The 22,262-nt window shown below is 37.6% G+C and carries 15 protein-coding genes and 1 pseudogene; 9 read left to right on the top strand and 7 right to left on the bottom strand.

All coding sequences use genetic code 11. The annotated features are described in order from the left end of the window. Nucleotides 1-460 precede the first annotated feature (460 nt). Nucleotides 461-1,943 (top strand): annotated as a pseudogene (locus LNTAR_RS26495) (ISNCY-like element ISLar7 family transposase). 240 nt (nucleotides 1,944-2,183) lie between these two features. Here LNTAR_RS26495 and LNTAR_RS02830 read toward each other — a convergent pair. Both LNTAR_RS02830 and LNTAR_RS02825 read right to left on the bottom strand, forming a co-directional pair. Next, entirely contained in the window at nucleotides 2,184-5,342 is a 3,159-nt protein-coding gene (locus tag LNTAR_RS02830; RefSeq protein ID WP_007277125.1) for a GH116 family glycosyl hydrolase, read from the bottom strand. A gap of 89 nt (nucleotides 5,343-5,431) precedes the next feature. Continuing rightward, nucleotides 5,432-6,946 (bottom strand): sulfatase, encoded by a 1,515-nt coding sequence (locus tag LNTAR_RS02825; RefSeq protein ID WP_007277124.1) that lies wholly within the window; start codon nucleotides 6,944-6,946, stop codon nucleotides 5,432-5,434. Nucleotides 6,947-7,149: 203 nt separating this feature from the next. Between LNTAR_RS02825 and LNTAR_RS02820 the strand changes: the two genes are divergently transcribed. Together LNTAR_RS02820 and LNTAR_RS02815 are read left to right on the top strand one after the other, a co-directional pair. Beyond that, on the top strand, nucleotides 7,150-8,370 hold the full coding sequence (locus tag LNTAR_RS02820; RefSeq protein WP_007277123.1) for a rhomboid family intramembrane serine protease: 1,221 nt from the start codon (nucleotides 7,150-7,152) through the stop codon (nucleotides 8,368-8,370). 156 nt (nucleotides 8,371-8,526) lie between these two features. Continuing rightward, nucleotides 8,527-10,035, top strand: a complete 1,509-nt coding sequence (locus tag LNTAR_RS02815) for a phytoene desaturase family protein (RefSeq protein WP_007277122.1) — start codon at nucleotides 8,527-8,529, stop codon at nucleotides 10,033-10,035. A gap of 357 nt (nucleotides 10,036-10,392) precedes the next feature. Here the strand turns inward: LNTAR_RS02815 and LNTAR_RS02810 are convergent, their stop codons facing one another. From LNTAR_RS02810 to LNTAR_RS02790, 5 genes are all read right to left on the bottom strand, one after another. Beyond that, nucleotides 10,393-10,602 (bottom strand): dodecin, encoded by a 210-nt coding sequence (locus tag LNTAR_RS02810; protein ID WP_007277120.1) that lies wholly within the window; start codon nucleotides 10,600-10,602, stop codon nucleotides 10,393-10,395. Between the two features lie 107 nt (nucleotides 10,603-10,709). Beyond that, on the bottom strand, nucleotides 10,710-11,210 hold the full coding sequence (locus LNTAR_RS28410) for a metal-dependent hydrolase (protein ID WP_083799924.1): 501 nt from the start codon (nucleotides 11,208-11,210) through the stop codon (nucleotides 10,710-10,712). Between the two features lie 3 nt (nucleotides 11,211-11,213). Next, on the bottom strand, nucleotides 11,214-12,809 hold the full coding sequence (locus LNTAR_RS02800; protein ID WP_007277118.1) for a hypothetical protein: 1,596 nt from the start codon (nucleotides 12,807-12,809) through the stop codon (nucleotides 11,214-11,216). A gap of 43 nt (nucleotides 12,810-12,852) precedes the next feature. Next, nucleotides 12,853-13,326, bottom strand: coding sequence for a DUF3568 family protein (locus tag LNTAR_RS02795; protein WP_007277117.1), 474 nt, complete (start codon nucleotides 13,324-13,326; stop codon nucleotides 12,853-12,855). After that, on the bottom strand, nucleotides 13,316-14,428 hold the full coding sequence (locus LNTAR_RS02790; protein WP_007277116.1) for a 4-phosphoerythronate dehydrogenase: 1,113 nt from the start codon (nucleotides 14,426-14,428) through the stop codon (nucleotides 13,316-13,318). The genes LNTAR_RS02795 and LNTAR_RS02790 overlap by 11 nt, the downstream gene beginning before the upstream one ends. A gap of 255 nt (nucleotides 14,429-14,683) precedes the next feature. On the opposite strand from LNTAR_RS02790, the gene LNTAR_RS02785 reads away from it, so the two are divergent. The 6 genes from LNTAR_RS02785 to LNTAR_RS02760 all read left to right on the top strand — a co-directional run bounded on the left by LNTAR_RS02785 (nucleotide 14,684) and on the right by LNTAR_RS02760 (nucleotide 22,180). Further along, nucleotides 14,684-16,117: a sigma 54-interacting transcriptional regulator gene (locus tag LNTAR_RS02785; protein WP_007277115.1), complete on the top strand. Its 1,434-nt coding sequence runs from the start codon at nucleotides 14,684-14,686 to the stop codon at nucleotides 16,115-16,117. A gap of 795 nt (nucleotides 16,118-16,912) precedes the next feature. After that, nucleotides 16,913-17,239 (top strand): hypothetical protein, encoded by a 327-nt coding sequence (locus LNTAR_RS02780; protein WP_007277113.1) that lies wholly within the window; start codon nucleotides 16,913-16,915, stop codon nucleotides 17,237-17,239. Next, on the top strand, nucleotides 17,236-18,333 hold the full coding sequence (locus LNTAR_RS02775) for a hypothetical protein (RefSeq protein ID WP_007277112.1): 1,098 nt from the start codon (nucleotides 17,236-17,238) through the stop codon (nucleotides 18,331-18,333). Before LNTAR_RS02780 ends, LNTAR_RS02775 begins: the two co-directional genes overlap by 4 nt. Nucleotides 18,334-18,436: 103 nt before the next feature. Beyond that, entirely contained in the window at nucleotides 18,437-19,798 is a 1,362-nt protein-coding gene (locus LNTAR_RS02770) for a hypothetical protein (protein ID WP_007277111.1), read from the top strand. Then, entirely contained in the window at nucleotides 19,791-21,542 is a 1,752-nt protein-coding gene (locus LNTAR_RS02765) for a hypothetical protein (RefSeq protein WP_007277110.1), read from the top strand. The genes LNTAR_RS02770 and LNTAR_RS02765 overlap by 8 nt, the downstream gene beginning before the upstream one ends. Further along, nucleotides 21,542-22,180 (top strand): IspD/TarI family cytidylyltransferase, encoded by a 639-nt coding sequence (locus LNTAR_RS02760; protein WP_007277109.1) that lies wholly within the window; start codon nucleotides 21,542-21,544, stop codon nucleotides 22,178-22,180. The genes LNTAR_RS02765 and LNTAR_RS02760 overlap by 1 nt, the downstream gene beginning before the upstream one ends. The last annotated feature ends 82 nt before the right edge of the window (nucleotides 22,181-22,262 follow it).

The raw sequence follows: 22,262 nt of genomic DNA, 5'->3' as shown, positions 1-22,262 counted from the left end.
AGGATGCTACGCATACGATAGGGACGCTATCCCTCTCGAGCTTCCCTAGAAAGACACTGCCGTATTGGCAAATACTTTTTATCCGCCTGTCTAGCAAGACCGTTGACCAGGCAACTATGGAACTTTGCACCGCTTTATGAGTAATCAGGTTTTATTTTGGTATTGTACCTAAAGGCACAAGCTTTATTTATCACATTTGACCCCACATTTCATGTGGGGCTATTTAAAGTTTCATTGCTTTGCAATGATCTAGTGATACCTGCTTAATTAGTGCCTGACCGAAATGAACCTAAGTCTTTTAAGTATAATAATTTATAAGGAAAATAAGTTGTGAGTTTTTCTAGAAAACAGTATTAAAGCACCCTATAAAACTTTTGTTTAAATGTATAGTACTTCATCATAAACTACTTTTATCCAATAGGATACAGATAAAATAAAAGAACCCAAGGTGTCATATAGCATGCGTAATTTTACAAGTACACAAGCAGAATTAGGAGAAAACCCACTTCTCGGAGTCACGCCAATTGAACAAGTGAGACTCGACACATACTGCCGTGATGAAATAACCAAAACTCTTCGTGGTTTACAAGAAATTTATCGAAACAAAGTTTTACTCAAAGAAATCCAAGATGTTTTGTCTGAATTAGTTCCTAAAGGAACATCCTGGAATGATGGACGTAAAGGAATGGATCTCTGGGTTATTTTTGTTTTAGGCACTTTGCGTTTGAGCTGTAATTGGGATTATGACAAGCTCAAAAGTTGCTATGATTATCATCACAAAATTCGGGAGATCTGTGGAGTTGATCTTTTTTGTGATGTCGACATAGTTACAGGACGCCAAACAATACACGATAACGTTAGCCTTTTTACAAAAGAAATTGCCAATAAAATTAGTAAGCTCGTAGTTGCTTTCAGCCATGAATTACTTTTCCCAGAAGAACGAGAATTACATAGTCGTTGCGATTCTTTTGTTTTTGAAACGAATGTTCATTTCCCCACTGATTTGAATCTATTAAAAGATTCTGTACGCAAAGTATTGAGCATCGGAGGCAAATTGGCTTCATCTTTGAAAATCACTGGCTGGCGTGAAGTAAAAAGCCAGCAAAAGAAATTCCATAGCCTTTATAATAAACTGAGCAAGATGCGTCACTCTAACTCGAAGAAAGAAGAGCGAAAGGAAAAACGTCGCTTAGAAATAGAGGAGATAATTAAGGATTACCTTTAGTGTGGCTCGAGCTCATTTACTCAAAGCAAGAACTCTCCAGAATTCTTTAGATGAAGAGTGTCCCAAGCTTCAGTTAAACATGGATTACACGGACTTATTCATTAAGCAAATAAGTCGTAGAGTTCTTAATGGAGAGACTATTTCACCCGATGAAAAGGTGTATTCGATTTTTGAACCTCACACAGAATGGATATGCAAAGGAAAAGCTGGGATTCGTCAGGAACTTGGCGTGAAGGTATGTGTAGTTGAAGATCAGTTTGGCTTTATTCTCGACCATAGGATCATGAAGGGCGAGCAGGATAAAGACGTGGCGGTTGAAATGGTTCGTAAAAGTAAGGAGCTGTACCCTGGGCTGACATCGATGAGTTTTGATAAGGGTTTTTATTCAAAGGTAGATAAGGATGGTCAAAATAATCACTCCCGCATTGAAGCATTAGAGGTAAGAGCTCACCTCCCTGTAAAAGGTCGCCGAAATAAAGCTGCTCAAGAGCGTGAAAGTAAGGAGGCCTTTGTCGTCGCTCGCAAACAACACCCCGCAGTTGAATCAGCTATTAACGCTCTTGAAAGTCATGGTTTTGACCGATGCCCTGATAAGGGTACTCCTAATTTCGAACGTTATGCCGCTATGGCGATAAGTGCCAGTAATATCCATCATCTTGGTGCTATCATCATGGCCAGAGAAATCAAAGTCCTACGTAGAAAAAGAAAAAGCGCTTAAAGCTCTTCATAATAATAAAAACGCCATTCACGACGTACTTTCTCCTGCCTTGACTTAGTGAATAAATAGAAAAAAAGCCTTTGTTCTGACGCCTAGGCCTTAAAAAAATGATAATACTATGACTGCACGACACGTATAGCCATATTTTGAATTTTTATATTAACTTAAAATCATCAACAAACTCATAAACACTGGGTTTTCGGTCACGCACTAATTATGAATTAAGATCGCTGGAGGATATTATTTTATCAACATCGGCAGGGCAAAAACCATGCCAGGTCGGAAGTAACGACCGGCAGTGTACTTGAGTCCCGTGATTTGGATAAAGCGGAATAATTCAGCAAGCTTATCAGCCGCGACAAAATCCTTTGCGATAGTCGCAAATTCATCGAGTTCTGCTGGAAAAGAAGGAGATATACGAGCATCGTCAAGAACCCAGCCTTTTTGCTCCAAACTTGCGTAAAGCGCAGATGCGTTATCTGTGTAAGGCTCAAGGTCGCCAACGGCAAGTGTGGATGAGCAGTTGAAGCCTTCTGGTGCCGCAAAAGGAATCTTCGCTTTCAAATAAAGGTTGTCGTAAAGAGTATGAATGAGTTCGTCAAATTTATCGTATTCACCCGCGAGAAGTAGTGAAGCTGCATTGGAGTACTGAACACCAATCCATACATCTTGTGCTTGGAAAGCTTCCTTCGGAGCTCCAATGCTATCGACTAAGTTCGCATAACCCACATGAGGGCTATTGATTTTGAAGTTCGTTTCATAAGCTTTCTTTAAAACACCCTGACGTTGCGCTAAAGTGGTCACTGTTTCCAAGCCCATCATCTCGAGGTAAGTATCGGCTAAGAGCGGGTCGCCAAAGCTATCATCACTTTCACGTTCTAAAATGGCTGTGACCTCATCACTAAAAGCTTCTTTTGCATTGGTGATGATAAAAGCTTTGCGGATAAGTTTATTGCGTCGGAAGCTTGTTCCTTCTAAATTAATACCCTCAGTATCTAAAAGGCTTTGAACATCAGTCGTCAGAAATGCCTCAGAGTTTTCATCCGTATAAACAAAGTCATTAAGTGATTTGAGCAGGTCACCCTTATTGATTGCGATCTTGTCTTCGATCTTCTCTTTAAGCTGAACTTCGTCAGTGATGTAGTGCTTTACGAAAGGGTAAGAATAGAAGTGGAAGTAATTATTTTCTTTGTCCCAAAGAGCTTGATTGAAACTCGCAGAAGCCGCTTCTTCAAGCTCTTTCAGATCATCAATGACATCTTCAATTTTGAGTATCTTCGCTATTTCACCCGCAGCTTTTAGACCCGCAACCCAAAGAGAACCACAGTAGAGTGTGATACCGAAAGAGGAAAGGTTATCAAAAGTATCATCTGTTCCGTTGGTGAGTGGAATCGAGTGTCCTTCGAGGATCATGTCTTTGAGGTATTGTAAAGATGCTTGGACTGAGTCCCAACATTCTTCGAGGAGGTAGACATCTTTAGTGAAATGATAATTGCGCAAAAGCATGAGGATATACTTGGGAGCAAGGTCTTTCCATTCCGCCACATTATGCCAGTTATAGGCATCTGGTCTCGGGTCAAAAGGTGAACCCAAATCGTGAATCACGGCGCCTTTTCGAGCACGAGGACCCTCATATTTTGGATGAGGTAATTTCGCATTGGGAAGTTCGAGGTAAACGTAAAAGCGACGCAGTTCATCGTTCTCTGCCATGATCGCATCGCGGAAACATCTCATGGTATTGGTATCTACTTGCGGCAAGAGCCACATCATCGAGAAGGAACCGTAAAAGTACACATCAAGTGAGTTAAAGAAGGGGTAATCCGAACATTCACGAACGAGGAACTTATCATCGATGTCCCAAACGGTTGCATCAGCAGTGAAGCTCAAGGTATTTTGCGCCATTGTGGTCAATTCCGCAGCTGATTTAGCCTTGCCTTTATAAACATCGCTATTGAGCAGGAGTTCGTGAAGTTCATTTTGATCCGCATCAATTTGCTCACGTGTGGAGTAGAAATTATCACAGCCAAACTTCACTAAATCTTCTGTGCGATTTTCTGCAGGGAAAAAGCTGGTGTACTTCTTTTGAGATTGATATTCACCAAGGCTAATTTCTGGGTAATCTAAAATTTGTACAAAGGGAATATTTTTCACTGCACCAGGCTGCAGAGTCACTTGCACTGTCACGATGCCAGAGAGCTGCTCGCGACCCGTGTAGATCTTATCGAAGAAGACGTTATTCACACGACCGCCCTGCAAAGCTTCACAAACTGTGCTATCACGCTCTACTGAATAATATGAACTACGGCGAGAAACGCAGATGTCTGGATCATTTTGTGTGAGAATACCAAAGGTAAGTTCGCCTTTGATGTCTCCACTTTCATGACCCTTTTTATTGCCTAAAGTAATACCTTGAAACAAACCGTTTTCAGTCTCGATATCACATAAGTTATTCTCTTGGTAACGAACTGTTTTTTGAAGTAAGAAACCCGCGTCTTGATTCGCAGGGCGCTTTTTCACCACACTAAAACCAGAGAGGTTTTCCTGATCCCAAGCGAGAGTGAGAATTTTGACTTTAGCGCTGGTGTTCGTTAATTTGATCTCGGTAAGATTAAGCGGGGCTGAACAGGACTTTTCGTCATTGCGAACAATCGGGCTAAAGTGAAGTTTCTCTATGCGAACATCATGGGCATCATCTTCGTATTTGAGTTCCGCATAAGGGTAGAGAAGACGATTCTGAATTTTTTCACGCGCATAAGTTTTTTGACCGTAAATGCTGCCCTCTTCCAAATCACCACTAAGGCTAGCTTGCCAATGAGTCGAAGTGACCACTGCGTCATTAAAGTAGTCGAGCAAAACTAATTGCGTGGCCATTTTTGTTTGAGTTCCACCTGCTAATTGCTCGAGAGTTTTTGGACTCAACTCAGTTTTATAGAGCTCAAAACCTTCTTTATTATCATCGTAAAAAGAGAGGCAATTGGCCATTTCATTAATATTGGACTGAACCTCTTCTTCACTCATTTCAGCCGTCAACCACTCTGAACCATCGGGACGGTAAACGGGAAAAAGCGTTACATATAAACGCAACTTAGTAATGTCGACGAGTGTGAGCGGGGCACTTTCATTGGGTTCTCTCTCAGAAGCGAACCAGTTTTGAAGTCGAATATCACCCGTTTTCCCACCTTCTACATGAAGGCCAGGGAGGAAGTTGATGAGTGGTGTCGTGGCACTCGCAGTCATGGTGTAAGTTGACCCGATACCACCTATGGCAATACCCGTATTTGCTGGAGTGGTTTCGATAGGTGTGTACCAAGGTTGGATAAATTCCGCAGCAGCTCCAGGAGTACAAAGGCTTTGAGCATCATCGCTCAGTAAGGTGAGGTCTAAAGGGTTTTTCATCATAATAAATTCATCGTGTTAGGAATTAAAAAAGTGTTGGGATTAACTTAAAAATAGTTTTGCTTCGCTTACTTTTGACAGCTGACTTTAAATCATTCGTAAATGGCGCGACTCAAACCACTCTCTTTTGCCTCTTGCTGAAGGCGGCGCAAAATACTTTTGTATTCTGGATTGTTGGCAAGGTTCACTTGCTCAAGTGGATCCTTCTCATAATCATAGAGTTCTACAGCTTTAAGAGGACCAAGTTGTGTGTTGTCTTGTTGGTAATTATTATCAACCCACTCGATGTAGCGGTAGCGCTCAAAGCGGAAACCATAACCCATTATTTTTTTGTTTTTCCCTTGATTGCGAGGGAACTGACTAAGGGCAAATTTAGCATTTTCTGCGGCTTCACTTAAAAGGCTTTTTCCATCTAAAATTTCAGGAATCGCGAGGCCACTGAGTTGGCACAAAGTGGGAAACATATCGATCAATTCCACGGGCTGAGTGTAACGACCCTTTTTCAAATTTTGGCGCGGGTCATAAACGAAGAAAGGCACTCGAGTCGCTTGCTCATAATTACTGTGTTTGCACCACATGCCATGGTCGCCTAAGTGGAAGCCATGATCCGACCAAAAGACAATAACTGTGTTCTTCTCTAAGCCTTGGTCTTTTAGGGTTTTGAGTAATTTTGCGATTTGCGCATCCACATAAGAAATACAGGCGGCGTAAGCATGTTTAAGTTTTCTTTGGAAACTCTCGAGAACTTCTCCATTGATTCGCGGCACATTGTAGCCCGAAAATTCCCATGAATTTTGATAAGCGTAATGAGGCGCACCCTGCACTGGCTTTTGGTATTTCTCTAAAGCAAAATCTGTTTCTTTATAGAGATCCCAGTACTTTTTCGGCGCGTTAAAAGGCAAGTGCGGCTTTTTAAAACCCACAGCAATGAAGAATGGTTTCTTTTTTTGGCCGAGTTCTTTAATAAGGCGTACGCCTTCTCGGGCAATCATGCCATCTTCATAAATTTCATCTGGGCCATCAATTGAGTCTTCGTAACAAGGACTGCCACCAATCGCTTTTTTTATCGCATCATAAGAAGCTTTTTGACCATTCTTTTTGAGCTCAATTTCTTTTAAACGAAGCTTCTCACGAAATGCGGGGTCCGCAAAACCCAAGTTCTTCATAGCTTCCGAATTTCTTGGTTGCTCAGGTCTCGACCAGGATTTTAGATCCTGTTTTTTGCCATCGGCCACACAGCGGTAATCAAAAATTTTCCCTGCGAAACAAGTCATGTAACCTTGAGACTTAAAGTACTCTGGAATCGTAATCGCTTGTGGATTGCGTTCACGCATGACTTGACGAAATTCCCAAACGCGTGAGTTGTCTGGTCTCAAACCCGTCATGATGCTCGCTCGCGAAGCTCCACATACGGCTTGCTGACAATAAGCTTTTTCGTAGAGTGCTGAAGCTTCTGCCAACTTATCAATTGTAGGTGATTGAACTAAAGGGTCTCCGTATGTCCCAAGCATGGGCTTGAGGTCATCTACAGAAATTATCAAAATATTTGGTCTATCCTCAGCTAAACTGACAAATGTAAATAAACCTAATAATAAAAATCGGTACATAATGTTCCTTAAAGTCTTGTTATCGTTCCTTTCATCACTCGTCTTATTTATAACTTCAAGGGGGCTTTAATTGACAAGCCGCTTACTCAAATCTACATGTTTTTTACTCTCGTGACTCAAGAGTAAGCTTCGTTTACTTAAGCAAATATTTGCATTGTTGGGCTTTTTATGGCATATTAGTTTATCAATTGTAGGAGTTGAGGATGTTATTAGTACCCGTACGTTTAGATGTACTTTTCCCACGTGTTCCGTGGATGAATTATGCGATCATCGCAATCACAACTGTCATTACTCTATTATGGTGGTTCTCTTTTCCCGAAGATGTTCAAGAGATGTTTGTATTAAGATCTTGGTCAGAACCTTGGGGTTGGTTTGCTTCGGCTTTGGTCCATGGAGATATCTTTCACTGGTTTTTCAACATGATGTTTCTCTGGGTTTTTGGGAATGCTATCTGTTCCAAACTTGGTAGCTGGCGCTACATAGGTCTCTACCTATTTTTCACCTTAACTGCGGGCATATTCCACTTATTGATGAGTGACGCTGGAGCTATTGGAGCAAGTGGAGCCATTAATGGGGTTATCGGCTTTTATTTTGCCTTGTACCCTGTCAATCAAATCAAAATGTTTTATGCGTTTAGCTTACCTTTTGGTTACCGCTTTGGTCACCGGACTCTTTTTCAATCGGGTACTTTTCAGCTTACGGGTTATTGGGTCATTCTCTTTTGGTTAGCTGGTGATATTTATGGTGCCATCAGTGGGGGAGGCGGTATTGCCTATGGAGCTCACTTAGGTGGTTTTATAGGTGGAATGAGTCTCGCTTTTATTTTCCTAAAATTTAAACTCGTGGAGTTTCAAAGAGCCGATAATAATCACCTCTTCCAAAGGTTTTTTGGTAGCTTCATTATTGATGATCTCACAAAAGAAATGAAAGGTTATTGTGCCTCATTGGGGTCTAAAGAATTTAAAGTGAAAATTAATGATTTAGAAGAACAAACCGTTCCCGCCTCACTGCTGCATTGTATGATGCAGACAAAAAACCTCAAAGGTACCGACTTCATTTATGATCCTGTAGAAAGCAACTGGCTTGAAGTTTCGCGCTACTTTCACAATCAGGTAGAAGCTCATAAGAAATCGGGTAGAAAAATTGAAGCCTATGAAGAGCCTGCCACTGAGGTTAATAAGGCGGACTTATCGCAAGAAAGTACAGCAAACACATCCCAGTCCATAAGCCAAAATATTCGCAGTTGGGGTCAGGAAAGTTTTTATATCTATCGCGATGGACAAAACCATGGCCCCTATCCTGCTCAGACTTTGGCCGATTACTTAGAACAACAACAAGTTTTTCTAGAAGACTTAATCTTCAATAAAACTCGTCAAGAATGGCAGCCCCTCTCTCAGTTATTCGCCCAGAAAAAGAGTCTGTAAAAGTCTTTGTAAGCTTCTGAAAAGGAAACTGAAGAAACTTTTTGATAAGGATTGATTCAGCTTTTTAATTTTTGTTTAGCTTGTTTAAAATACGCCATAGAAAACTAGCCAAATTGTCCTATCTTCTGCAAAAAAATTTAATAGGTCAAAACTTTAATGTCTGAAGATAAAGAGAACTCACCCAGTATTCGTCGCGCTAGACCACATAAATTTCGCCGTGATCGCGCTCACCGCGAAACTAAAGTCGGTCGTGAAACTCACCTCAAAAATGCCACTAAAGATCACTATGATGTCATTGTCATTGGCTCCGGTCTAGGTGGCATGACTTCCGCCAACTGCATGGCGCGTCAAGGGCACTCCGTTCTCTTACTTGAGCAGCATTATATTCTCGGTGGCTTAGCTCAATACTTTAAACGTGCTGGACACATTTTCGATATTTCTCTTCACGGCTTTCCCATCGGAATGAAAAAGACTTTGCGCAAGTACTGGAGCAAGGAACTCGCGGACAATATTCATCAAGTAAAATCGGTACGCTTTGATAACCCTCAGTTCACAATTGATACAACTTTCACACGCGAAGATTTCACGCGTATCTTAGTTGAAGAATTCAAAATTGAGCGCGAACAAGTCATTGCTTTCTACGATCATTTGGCAAAAATGAATTACTATGACCAAGATAATTCAACCACGCGTGAACTCTTTCAAAAATACTTCCCAGACCGCACGGATGTTTGGCGCTTACTCATGGAACCGATTACTTATGCCAATGGTTCCACACTAGATGAACCGGCGATTTCTTACGGAATTGTTTTCTCCAACTTTATGAGCAAAGGCGTTTATATCTACCACGGTGGAACGGACGATATGATTGACAAAATGGAAGTCATCATGAAAGAAAATGGCGTCGATATCTGCACTTCGGCTCTCGTCCAAAAAATCAATACTGAAAACGGCAAAGTCACAGGCATTACTGTCAATGGCAAAACCTTTAGTACCAACTGTGTGATTTCCAATGCTGGTATTCACCCAACGATCAATCGCCTTGTGGGTCGCGAAAACTTTAAGCCTGAGTTTGTTCAACAATTAGATGATGTAAAAGTCAACACTTCATCCACTCAGGTTTACTTAGGTATACGCAAGGGTGAGGACATTCCATTTTTCGGTGACTTAGTTTTCACTTCGACTCACCCTGAATACGATGCCGATGCTCTTGTGGACATGGAGATCACTAGCCGTACCTTCTCTGTCTATTATCCTGAGATTCGTCCCGATCGTGATAATCGCTACACGATTGTGGCTTCGATGAATGCTCGCTTTGACGACTGGAATAATTTGAGTGATGAAGAATACCAAGTTGCCAAAAATAAAATGATAGATGACACCATCAAAATTTTGGAAAAGTACGTTCCAGGTATTCGCGAAAAAATTGACTATGCTGAAGCAGGTACCCCTCGAACTGTTGAGTATTATACTTTGAGTGAAATGGGCACATCTTTTGGTACAAAATTTGAAGGCTTGGAAATCAGTAGCCAGATGCCCAAAGAAATTTCAGGTCTCTACCACGCAGGTTCTGTAGGCATTATCATGTCCGGCTGGCTCGGTGCTGCCAACTACGGCGTCATTGTTTCTAACCAAGCTGACAAGTTTTTACACAACATTAATTAATAGTTTTTATTAAATGTTTATAAAATCAACTTTTATTAATCAAACATTAATAGTATATTAATAGAACCCATTAATAAAAATCTAGTGAAATAATTGAAATTACGTACAATTAAAAAATTAAAAAGCCTTGGAACATGTTTAACTATCTTATGGTTTACTCTTTCCCTTTTATTTCTATATTTTAATATAGAAATGTTTAGAAATGGAGAAATTCCTAAAGGCTATTTATTACCCAAATTAATTGTTGCAAACATAATTTTTTTCATAGGTGGCTTCGTTTTTTATTTTGGCTGGCAATACTGGATCAAGACAACTCTAAAAAAGAATGGACTCGACGGGCTTTTAAATCGCTAATTCTTAATCGTCTAAAGTAAAGCCCACTAACATAGTTACCTGCCAATGATCCACGTGATCTTTATCAATATTGCCTCGAACTTCTTTAACTTCGAACCAACGCATGTTGTGAATTGACTCAGAAGCCTTTTTTAAGGCTGAATTTACCGCATCTTCAATACCATCTGTAGAAGTACCTACAATTTCAACTTTCTTATATGTATGGTCGCTCATCTGACTTCTCCTGATTATTATTTATACCATTAAGGTACGTGTCGAGAAGAAGATAAAGAAATTTTTATTTATTAGACTTTCGACTCGAAAGAGCTCTACATAATGAACTAAAAAGAAGCGATAACTTTTTTATCCCATTTTTCTGAGATTATTTCTATTGGGGTTCGTTTGTTTTTCACCGCAAAAAACATGAGTGCAGCTACTGATATCCATTGAAAGACTTTATTACTGGGATGCCACAAAGGCACAGCACCGGAGTATAAGAAGCCTTGTTCACTTAATGGCCAAAAATAGTAGAGCGGAAACTGAGTGAAGAAATAATCCCCAAAGTAATGCGTATAAAAACCCAGTTGAGTCCACAATAAGACTTTATGCCAAGGTATATTTCTACAGCTATATATTGCCCAAGCACTACAAATTAAAGAAAAAACTAAACCGTGTGAAATTGCATGATGATATTTTACGTAGGCATCTTCTCCCCAAAAGAAGCTGATGGCATCTAAATCAGTGAGAAAAGTCGCTAAGAATATCCATTTTCTAAGTTTTCTATCGCCTCCACTAATTTCAGCAACACACCAGCCAAAAGCACCATGGACTTCGCTGTAAATAGCTTACTTCCCTTTTTTGGGTACGATTTTTGTGCGGTTAGCTTTTGAGCGCATTGATTTACTTTGCCAAAAAATGCAAAAATCTTTAGTAAATTGTGCCATATCTACGCCATAAAAGCCAGCTTTTGTCGCTTCATCAAGACTCTTTCCTTCACGCATGGCCTTAATTGTTTTTGGAATAATTTGGTCGTAAGTACGGTTTTTATAAAGTGGTGCGGCCATTCTTAAATAATAACACAGAGCCCAACCTAAAGGGTAGTTTAAATCTTTATCCGCATAATAAGCCTCATGATCGGCATAGATATGAGACATAAAATCTATGGATCCCGATTTTATCTTTGGGTAGAGTTTACTTAAGCCTCTTTTATCTTCTTCTAACTTTATTCTACCTACCGAAAACTTAGAATGTGCAAATAACTCAGCGTGCCCTTCATTGAACCACATAGGTGCTCTTACCTTATCTAAGGCATAAAATAAATACTGGTGAAAAGCTTCGTGATTGAGAACATCTATGATCCAATCTTTATTTGCTGAGGATTTAGATTCACTATTCATTGTTGAAAGTACGAGTTCACGTCGCGAGGGACTCCAGATACCACCTGACCACTGCATATTTTCACCCACATAGGCTTGATATTCTTCTCGCGTTGCAGGGATGGTAATCACACTCACTTCTTGAATCTCTTTATTAGCGGGCAAAAATATCTCATAAGATTTTCTCATGAGCTCAACTTGAGTCTGAATCTTTTTGGCTAAAATGCGGTTTCTGGAACTCAAATTTGATTTTATAATGTAGTTTTCTGTCTCGGCAAACCACCAATCGGCCATACCACTGACTTCTCTTTTAACTCGGTTAACCGTTTCCGTAAACTGCGGTGATTTATTGCCTTTGGGTTTTGTCGAAAAGTTTTGATTCGAGGCTTTCAGTTCTTTCGATTCCGAAATTTTAAAGTAACGAATAAAAGTTAAAATTGCCGACTCTAATTTCCTTATATCTTCAAAGCTTGACTTGATGCTGAGGTAAAATTTTCGCTGATCTTTACTCGTCATTACAAAACCATATCTTCCAGGAATTTGGTCAGATAAAATATATTGAGCTCCAGTAGGTAAATTGCTTCTAGCAAACTTGGCAAATAAAGCCACTTCTCTTTTTTCCAAATCTGTAAACCATTGATTGACAAAATCTCCATCCTGTTTTTGTTGAGAAATGGCCGAATCATAATCGGCCTTTTCAATGAAGATACGACCATTGACTTCAAAGCTATTCTCATGAGTCGGATGGAGTGATTTGAGTTGGTAAATTTGAATATCGACTTGTTCATTTTTATAGGTGGCAATGAGTTGATCGCTTAGCCATAGCTCATCTAAATTAAAAGCTTCGATACGTTGGACAGGAATATCCGGATTTGATGAAGTTCGAGTAAAAGTACTGAGTTTTAGGGGCTTTTGTGTAACAGCTTCCGCTCTGTAAAAGTTCCTAAACTTAATGCCATGAATCTCGATATCAGCCGTTTTTCTACTAATTTGGATATCTCGGCTACTGGCTGCAAATAAAGTGCTACAGCTTAATATTAGAGCAATAACGAAAAGTTTTCTCATTGATTTTTCACTTTTTATTTTTGAGTATTTTATTCTTTTTAGCTTAGTTAAGCAAGCTTAAATATGATTTTAATTGCTCTTCAGATTCAGTAAATTGTGGCTTTACCCCGTCTGTGTATTGAAAAATTAACAGGGTTTTCAAACCCTTTTCTTTCTCCATTTTTTGCTTTTGATACTTTGTCATTTTACTGAGATCTTCGAGCTTGTAAGCCTCATAATCTTTGAAGATAAAACTGATTTTATAAGTATTTGTTTTGTCCTTTTCTTGCTTTTTTAACGTCGCTTCAAGACGATAATTTTTTTTATCTTTCTCTATTATTTCGGCTCCTTCTGAACCTAAATAAGCTAGGGCAATATCATAGGCATGACCTTTGTCGTGATAAAGTTTTTCTTCTATTCTACCGTTAAACCAAGCGTAAGAGCCCCCTGCTGCACCAGCTGTAATCACTAAGCATGATTGAGAAAAACTAGCTATTAGAATCAGTGAAAAGTATAAATTGAGTTTTTTAAGATTCATTTTTTATAACCGCCTCAGGCATCATTGCCTTTAATATTTTACAGTTCTCTTGATCACCAATAAATTCATAGTTGGCCATATCTCTATGAGCTTGATATTGACCACGGTTAATTTCAAAATTCTCTGGAGTGAAACGTAATTTTTCATCATCTTCCATAATATCGTAAGCTTCTTTGATAGCTTCAATTAAGGCTTCTCGACCTGCTTTGACTTGTATTTTTTTCCCTTCTAGAGGTAAATTTGAAGCTCGCCATGATTTTAAATCTAAGTCAAAAAACTCTGCGATATGCCTCACTGACATTGAGGTTCCATTCGCCTTTCCATCCACTGAGTAACCAGCAATATGAGAGCTCACTAATTTACACATCTTCATGAGCTCTAAATCTATTTTTGGTTCATTATCCCAAACGTCTAAAACGGCATTAATTGTTGAATCCACGAGGTACTTTTTTAAGTCCTTTTCGACAATAATTCCACCCCTTGAGGAATTGACTAACCAGGAGCCTTTTTTCATTTTAGAAAGCTTATCATCATCCATCAGGTCCAAAGTCTTAAATTGTCCTTGCTTATAAAAAGGTACGTGGATGGATATAATATCGGATTGCTTTAGTACTGTATCTAAATCAGAAAATAAATCACTGCCCTCTCTCTCAGCTCTTGGTGGATCATTAACGAGCACTTTCATACCCATAGCTTCGGCAACTCTTTTTACTCTTTTGCCTACATTTCCACAACCAATTAATCCAAAAGTTTTACCCTTTGTTTCAAAATTATGACCCTGCATCATATGGGCTAAGAGTGCCGATAAATAAGTCGCCACAGAGCCAGAGTTACAGCCTGGGCAATTCTTCCAAACTATGCCTCTTTCACTGAGGTATTCTTTATCTATATGGTCATGTCCAATGGTCGCTGTGACAACTAATTTTATTGGAGAATTTTGCAGAAGCTCGCGGTTAACTGTTGTTCTTGTCCGCGTTATTAAGACGTCTGCATCGCGCATATCTTCTGCACTGATTTTAGCTCCAGCAATATAATTAACTTCGGCAAATTCCTCTAAAGCTCCCTGTAAATACGGAATCCTATCATCGGCTACAATTTTCATTTTGACTCTCTCTTTTTTTTTGAAAATTTAGAGCTTCTTTTAGTATAGACAAGAACAAGGTGTGTGTAGTCCTAGGCTAAATTAAAAACACTTAATTTTAATTATAATTAAAAAAATAATTTTAAAAAACTACATTTAATATATAAATTCATTTTTTGAGTTTAAATTAAACTATAACTCAAAATAAAAACACTTGTATTTAAGTGTTTTTAACTTATTATAAATAAAGTTTTAATTATAATTATAGGTTTAATAATGAGAAAAAACCAAATCATCCCCATGGAGATCCTGCAAAACCTGCAGTTTAATAGCCAACCTAAAGCCTTTGCTTTGAGTGTTGGAGAAGCCTTAAATAAACTCTTTTCGATGCCGCTTATGGAACTCAGTTGGGGCCTGAGAAAGTCTCAAAATTTCCAGGTTTATTGCTACCAAAAACTCGAGGGTGAAGGCAGCACAAGCCTCTTTGATCGCCAAACAAATAACTCTCTTGCCAATGAATTAATCGAAGATGAAAGCGCTTTTGTCATTGAAGATTTTAGTGAAGAAAATGACGAAATGATCGAAGTGAGAAAAGCCTTTTTAATGGGCGCTCAACAGCTTATCGTACTGCCCCTTTTTGACCGCCTTGGCGTCAATGGTTTCCTCAATTTATACCTCTCAGAAAAGACAGAAGCCGGCTATTGGGAAACGCTCTTTTCACAACTCTGCCCCCTGGCCTCAAGCATGTTATCTTTTTCACAAAAACTAGAGAAAACCTCCAGTGCTTCTCGACGTGCCTGGAGTGAATTACGCGACCGTCAAAACGAGAACTCATACCGCGGTGCCAAACCCTTTATTCGCGAGAGTTCAGCGATGACCGAGCTCTGGAATCAGCTCTGTGTTTTAGCCCCTCGTTTATCTCATTTTTGGATCGATGGTACAGCTGGTAGTGGACGCGAATTATGTGCTCGTCACATCCATGCGAGATCGGGTTCTGGCAGTAAACGATTTGAAGTTTTTGACTGCGCGAGTATTCCACAAAAGCTTCACAATTCTGAGATTTTTGGAGACGAGAATTTAGGCCTCTGGTACAAGTTAAACGGCGGTAGTTTATACCTCAAAAACATCGAGGATTTGGACCCCAAAGTGAGCCTTGAAATTCTGCGCAAAATCAAGTCTGAAACGCGCCTCAATACCGAAGCTAAAAATATTATCATTTCGTCACATAGTAATAATTTTCATAGCGAGCTGCAAAAGTATTTTCAAAGCTCTTATTTAGAGCTTCCAAACTTTAACCAAAGACGCGACGACTGGCTCTGGTTACTGCGCGAACTCGTTGCTGAAATAGCCAATAATATTGGCGTTCCTATTCTCGAAATAACGCCCAGTTTCACCCAGTATGTGATGCAACAAAACTGGTCGGATGACTTTTCTGAAATCCGCGAATTTTTAACAAATGCCCTTATCTCCAGTCGCGGTCGCACCCTCAAAGTTCCCAGTCTTTCCGACAAAGAAAATCCCAGTAAAGTTGGTCGCCCACCTGCCAATTTAGATCAATCAGTTCAACAACAAATCATCAAAGCTTTGCGCAAATGCAAAGGCAAGGTTTATGGCAATGATGGAGCTGCTACTTTGCTGGGTCTTCACCCAAGTACACTTCAGGGGAAAATGAGGAAGTTTAATCTTAAGCCAGGTGATTTTAAATCTTAATTTCGAGCTCTTATTTTTAGGTTTTTGAACGCGCTGCGAATGACGCAGATTGATATTTTTTCTCTTGCTTAAAAACTCAGAGCTTGTTCCATTCATGACTTAGCTAAATTCGGATTATTTTGATAGCTAGATCTTTCAACGAGAATTCATTTTTTCTGCCAGATCATAGAACTGTGCTAAGTGAAAATCTTTTCTACTTTTCTCGAGTTTCTCACTTTTATGCTCGTGTCGTTTTTCTACAAAATAGGGCGTTCGAATCATTGAGCTCAAATTAGCCGTATCCGCCTCGCTCTAAGTGCTGCATAATTTATCAATTGCAGGGTTTTTATCTACATGGCTCTAATTTGCCTTAAAACGTGCCAAATACGGCTTTTGAGGCTTTTTTAAAGTACTTACCGATTGAAGGCTTTTAGTAGCCTTTTCACCCCCTTTCTGAAGCCCTTATTTTTTGATAACACTCTTTAAATTATTATAAATAGTATACTACACTATATTATACATTTGGATGGCAAAGGATCAATATATATACTTAAACTACTATAGATTAATTATTTGTAAGTATACCATTGATTATTTAAAGTATACTACACTATAATATATACATAAAAAACAAACCCAAAACTCCCACAAGACAACAAAACACCAATACATATAAACACCTAACTATAAATAATTAACAACAAAAACAATAGGTAGTAAACTTAACTAAAGTTATATACACTATACTATACTTAAATATATTATATCACAGTATCCTATTGACTTATAAATAAGGTTAAGTAAATTAAAACTATTATGAATGATGAACTCTACAGACAACAGATAGAAGGCCTTGATTATCAACACTTCCTTGTTCTTTATTGGACCATGGTAGCTGAGGATAAACGCGAAGGTTATAATATAACTAATGTGTTCGACGACCTGAAATTATCAGGCGTGACGCGAACTAAGCAAAGTGCCGTATCGTATGTAGAGACCTTAAAGTACTTACAGTTCATTGAACTTAGAGAACAGCGCAATCGCAAGAGTTTATATTTAACTGAACACGGAGCAAAAGCACTCATGCGTTTAGGCGAAAAATTTGATATTTTAAAATCCAACTACCTGGAGACAGTGAAATGATAATAGGAATCGGCGGAGCTGGCGGCAAACTTGCCTCTGGCTTAAGTAAAGAAGCGACAGTAATAAACGTATCTGAAGTAGAAATGCATAAGTTAGGTTTAGCTAATAGCATTTTAGCTTATACAAATAATGAAAAAGGTCAGTTAGTTGGTTCTAAGAAAGACCCAAATATAGGTAAGACCGCCTTTAATAGTGTACGAGGGCAATTGCTCGATATTATCAAAGGAAACGCGATTATCACCTCATCTGGTGGTGGTACAGGAAATGGTATTACTTCACAAGTATTAAGTTATATTTCTTCTTTAGAAAAAGTGAGTGATATCAACCGAACGCAGTTTATCATCATTCTTCCTTATGCTAAGAAAGAACCCAGTGAGTACGTCAACAACACTATAGAGTTCCTTCAGGGTCCACTTTGGAAAGGTGTCGATAGCACAAACACGGGTAATACCTTCCTCTTTAGTAATAAGTGTAAATACGAAGGTCGAATGGCTGAAAAAGACTTTAATGAGTTAATTTGTAGCAGCTTAGCCACACTCAATAGCATTCCTGAGAAGGGCGACAAATACGAACTACTAGAGGGTCATATTGATAAAGAAGATTTTGAAGCTTATAAAGCAAAATCATTCTTTAACTACTTCACAGACTTTGAGTACAATCCGGATCGTTACTTTGACGAGCAAATGGAAGAAAATTATAATGAATTAATGCTTCGTCCAGATGTACCTATTGAAGCATTATTCTTATTAGAAGTTCCAGAAGGCTACGATCATACAGTTTTCTATAACATTCTTGACCATTTTGATGCTCAGAAAGTAACGCCAATTTATAGCGTAGTTAGAAACCCTAACATAGATAAGCCACATATCACTGTGTCGCTTTTATACTCTAGAAAACCAGCTGAGTTAGTGGATGACTACAACCGTGTTGCCGAAGAAACAACACGTGAGAAAATCAAAAAATCAATTGATCTGAGCCCCAAGTTGGAAAGAGTTGCAGTCAACATGGAAACTAAGGCTGAAGAAGTCGCTCGAGAAGAGGGCACTGAAGCAAGTGAAATTAAAAATATCCTTAAAAGATTAGGTAAAATTTAATTTTTAAAAATTCTCTAAACGCAAGAAAAATGAGAGGACTTAAACCGATGAGGTTTAAGTCCTTTTTTTATGATGTAATAGTAAGAAAAATCATCTTTGAAATATGCACCTAAAAAGCCTCATAATCATCATCCTAATTAGCTTCAGTAGCTATGGAAAAATTTATCAACTTAGTGACATCCAGTTACTGAGTCCCGAGAGTGATGTACTCAAAGAAAAAGTCATTTGGACTTTTGTATACGAGAATGACAAAACAGCGATTATTAAACAATTAAAAGATCTAAGGAAAGCTAAGCTGATAGATGTATTAGATTTTTATCAGTACATGAACCTACTAAAAAATAGTTCTGATTTTAATGAGCAATATTACGTTGATGAAGATTTAAAATTTTTAAAGAAACTCTCCATTCATTCAGCTGATGATGAGAAAATGTCTGACTTATTAAAAGGTAGAAGTAATGACAAATACGTTTATGACTACTTAATTTACCAAGCTTTTCATCACTATAAAGAGTATATGGATCCCTATATTTTAAGTCTAAAAAATAGCCAAAATCAAAAGAATTTATTCATCAAATACAATTACGAAAAGGGCAATATTATTTATCTCAAAAGAATGATGAATCAAGCGAGTAAAAATGAAAAAAAATTACTCATGGATTTAATCCTTTCCAGTGGCGTAAAAATGAATAATTCTGAAGAAATTAAGTTACTTGAGAGACGCAATGAATTAGGATATGAAATTGAGTATTCCTACCGACTCTTAGGTTTATACGAAAAAGAAGAGCACTACTTTTCAATGCTTGCTGAAATAGATTTGATTTTAAGTCAGGAAAAGAGCTTTGAATTAGTGAAAAAAATCATCAATTTAAAAGCGAGCGAAATTAATCAAGATGACTTCAAAAAATTTGCAAAAAAAGTCGAAATTGAAAAAGCTAAAGAATTGCGATATTTGATCATCCAAATTGCTTATGATCATGGAAAAGACTTTGATAAAATTTTACCTGAAGAGGAAAAGCAGCCAAACTTTAAAGAAAGCTTCGTTTACTACAAAGCCATACAATTAATTCTCAATAATGAAATTAATAAAGCTTACTTACTAATTAATGCTAAAGAGGGTGAGTTTAAGGATAATAAAGCGATAAGCCTCTTAGAAGATAAGCTGAAAATACTTTTAGATATAAAAATAGAAAATAGTGAAAGTCCCTATAAACACCTTTCTGAGCGACTTGATCAACAAAGCCTCTTAGTCGAAGATAATTTTGCGCAGAAAAACTATATAGATTCATTTAAGTCCAAAGAACTCAAGCTCTACGATTTTTATGAAGCTTATGATAAGGTAAATAATAACCAGGCATTAGCCTATGTTGAATGCTTTTTGATCTACAAAAATATAATTGATGATTTAAATGAAGAACAACAGCTGATGGTAAAAGAAAAAATGGAAGTCCTTGGTCTTGAATAAATTTATCACAAGTCTTTTTCTGCTTTCATCATATGCTTGGTCCAGTGACTATGCTTATTCTGATAAAAACTATGCTGAAGCAGAGGTTCTCTACAAGAAGTATTGGGAAAAAAAAGGAAAAGTCGAGCATTTTAAAGCTTATGTAAAAACCTTAATTCGTCAAAAAAAATATGAAAAAGCTCTAGAAGTCATTCAAATAGCTCGTATTGATAATGATTATATAAATTATTTAAAGAATTATTGTCATTTAGCTTTAGGTCATTTTGATGATTTAGATGAAAGTTTAAAAAACCAAGAATTGATAGATTTTATCAATATTAAAAAAGCTAAAAATAGCAGTCCAAAAAATGACTTGAGTCGACTGCTTAACCTCGATGACTTTGACTCTATCACTAGTCCTTTTTACAAACTTTATTATTTAGTGAAAAAAGAAGACTTAATAGAAATTAACTCTTTCATTATTGAGAACTTTCAAGAACTAAGAAGTGCCAATAAAGTTTATCAATGGATGTCTTTGTTGGAAGCTTATAAAATATTGAAAGCCAATAAAGAAATGATTGCTGACGATATTAAAGACTTCATTATTCACAACTGTAAAATTCTCGATATTAGAAAACTTGTTCAGGGCAATTTTTATAGTGATGATAAGTATGCCTTATACGCTCAAAAATCCTTCGAAGCCTTTACTAACACTCATTCTTTTGAAAAACTTATAGCTTTAAGCCAAACGGGAAAAATTACAGCGAAAGATTTGGATAAACTCATAGAACTCAATTCAAATAACCAAGAAAATTTTTATTTTATCAAAGCGAGTATCGAGCGCAGTCCTGAATTATTTCTAAAACTTTTTAAGGGTTACAATAAAGAAGAATATCTTTATTTTACATTTGTTTGCTGTCTTCAAAAGAAAGATAGTTTTGACCTGATTTTTCGCTATAGAGATCAACTTTTAAGCGAAAGAAAAGTTTTACTCGCCTACATAAATTATCTGCAGTATACCAATTTAGAAAAATATGAAAACATCAAAAAGCTTGAGTTTTACGTAGGCAAAAAAGATGCCGAGCTACTCAATAGTTATGGTCGATTAATTTATAAGTACGATAAGAAAAAAGCTTTGGAAATTTGGACAAAAAACTCTGTTAAGTCATCTCATCACTACGTTTTATATCATAACTTCAATGAAGGAAATGATATCGAACTGAAAGAAGGCGACGCGCAAGATAAAAACCTTACTGCACTTAAGGGGGTCTTAAATTTTCGGAATAATAATTACTCTTATAAAGAAAATGATTTCCCAGAAGATGAATACCTCTATCAGCAACATCTATTTCTAAAATCTATTTCTTTGAGTCAGGGTGCTGATTTTGCTGAAGCAGCAAAATTATTAGATCCCAATAGTCCGAATCCCTTCATAGCGGGAAAATGTGCTGACTTTTTGTTTTTACTCTATGGTTTGGAAGGTAAAGAAGAGTATTTAGATCAAGCTTTAGCTATCTACAAAAATTTACCAAAGAATGATATTTATAATACCTCTCTAAGATATAAAATATTTAATTGCCTCAGAGAAAAAGGTGATGATAAAACCATTATTGCTTTTATCAAAAAAAATATATTCTCGACAAAATTAGATCCTAAAAACTATTATGATCGACGCTTACTTTACGATTTTTATCGTTATTGTTATAGTAATGATTACCCCTCATTTTGTCAGAGTATTAGTAATCAATATGGAATTGAACCTTAATGGAAAAAGCTGCCGTTTTACTTTGTGGAGGCTCAGGTTCTCGCTTTGGTGGGAATAAACTTCTCGTTAAACTTGATGATAAAGAAGTTTTTCTTCATTCATTAGAAGCCTTATCTAAAGTTGTTGATAAAGAAAAAATTGTCATCGTTTTGGCTGAAAGTGAAAAAGATCATTTTCTCACTTTGCTAGAAAAGCACGATTTCTCTCAAGTCAAAATTACCTTCGGTGGTAAGGAACGTTATCACTCAGTCCTTAATGGCCTCAAACTCTGCGCAGATCAAGCGCTTGTTGCCGTTCACGATGCGGCAAGACCTTTTATTAGTTCTGATCTAATTGAAGCTACTTTTGAATCCGCTAATCAACATGGGGGAGCCATTCTCTGTAAAAAAGTGAGTGACACCATAAAAATTAGTGATGAACAGGGAATACGTACTCTTAAACGAGATTCTTTAACCGCCGCTGAAACACCTCAAATATTCAATTGCAAAGAATTGAGTGAAGCCATCAACTTTGTTATCGATAAGCAATTGTCCATAACTGATGATGCCAATGCTATGGAAGCTGTAAATAAGTCTTATTTCATGCACATTCACGAAGGGAATAACAAGAAAATTACCTATACATCGGATTTAGATTAATTAATACTTTCACCTAGATTGATTAATACTTATAATCATATTAGATTAGACCGTTTTTAAACATAAAATTTATAAAAAGGGA

Origin of the sequence: Lentisphaera araneosa HTCC2155 (assembly GCF_000170755.1) — a bacterium.
Lineage (GTDB): Bacteria > Verrucomicrobiota > Lentisphaeria > Lentisphaerales > Lentisphaeraceae > Lentisphaera > Lentisphaera araneosa.
This window is presented reverse-complemented; position numbering and strand designations above follow the sequence as displayed.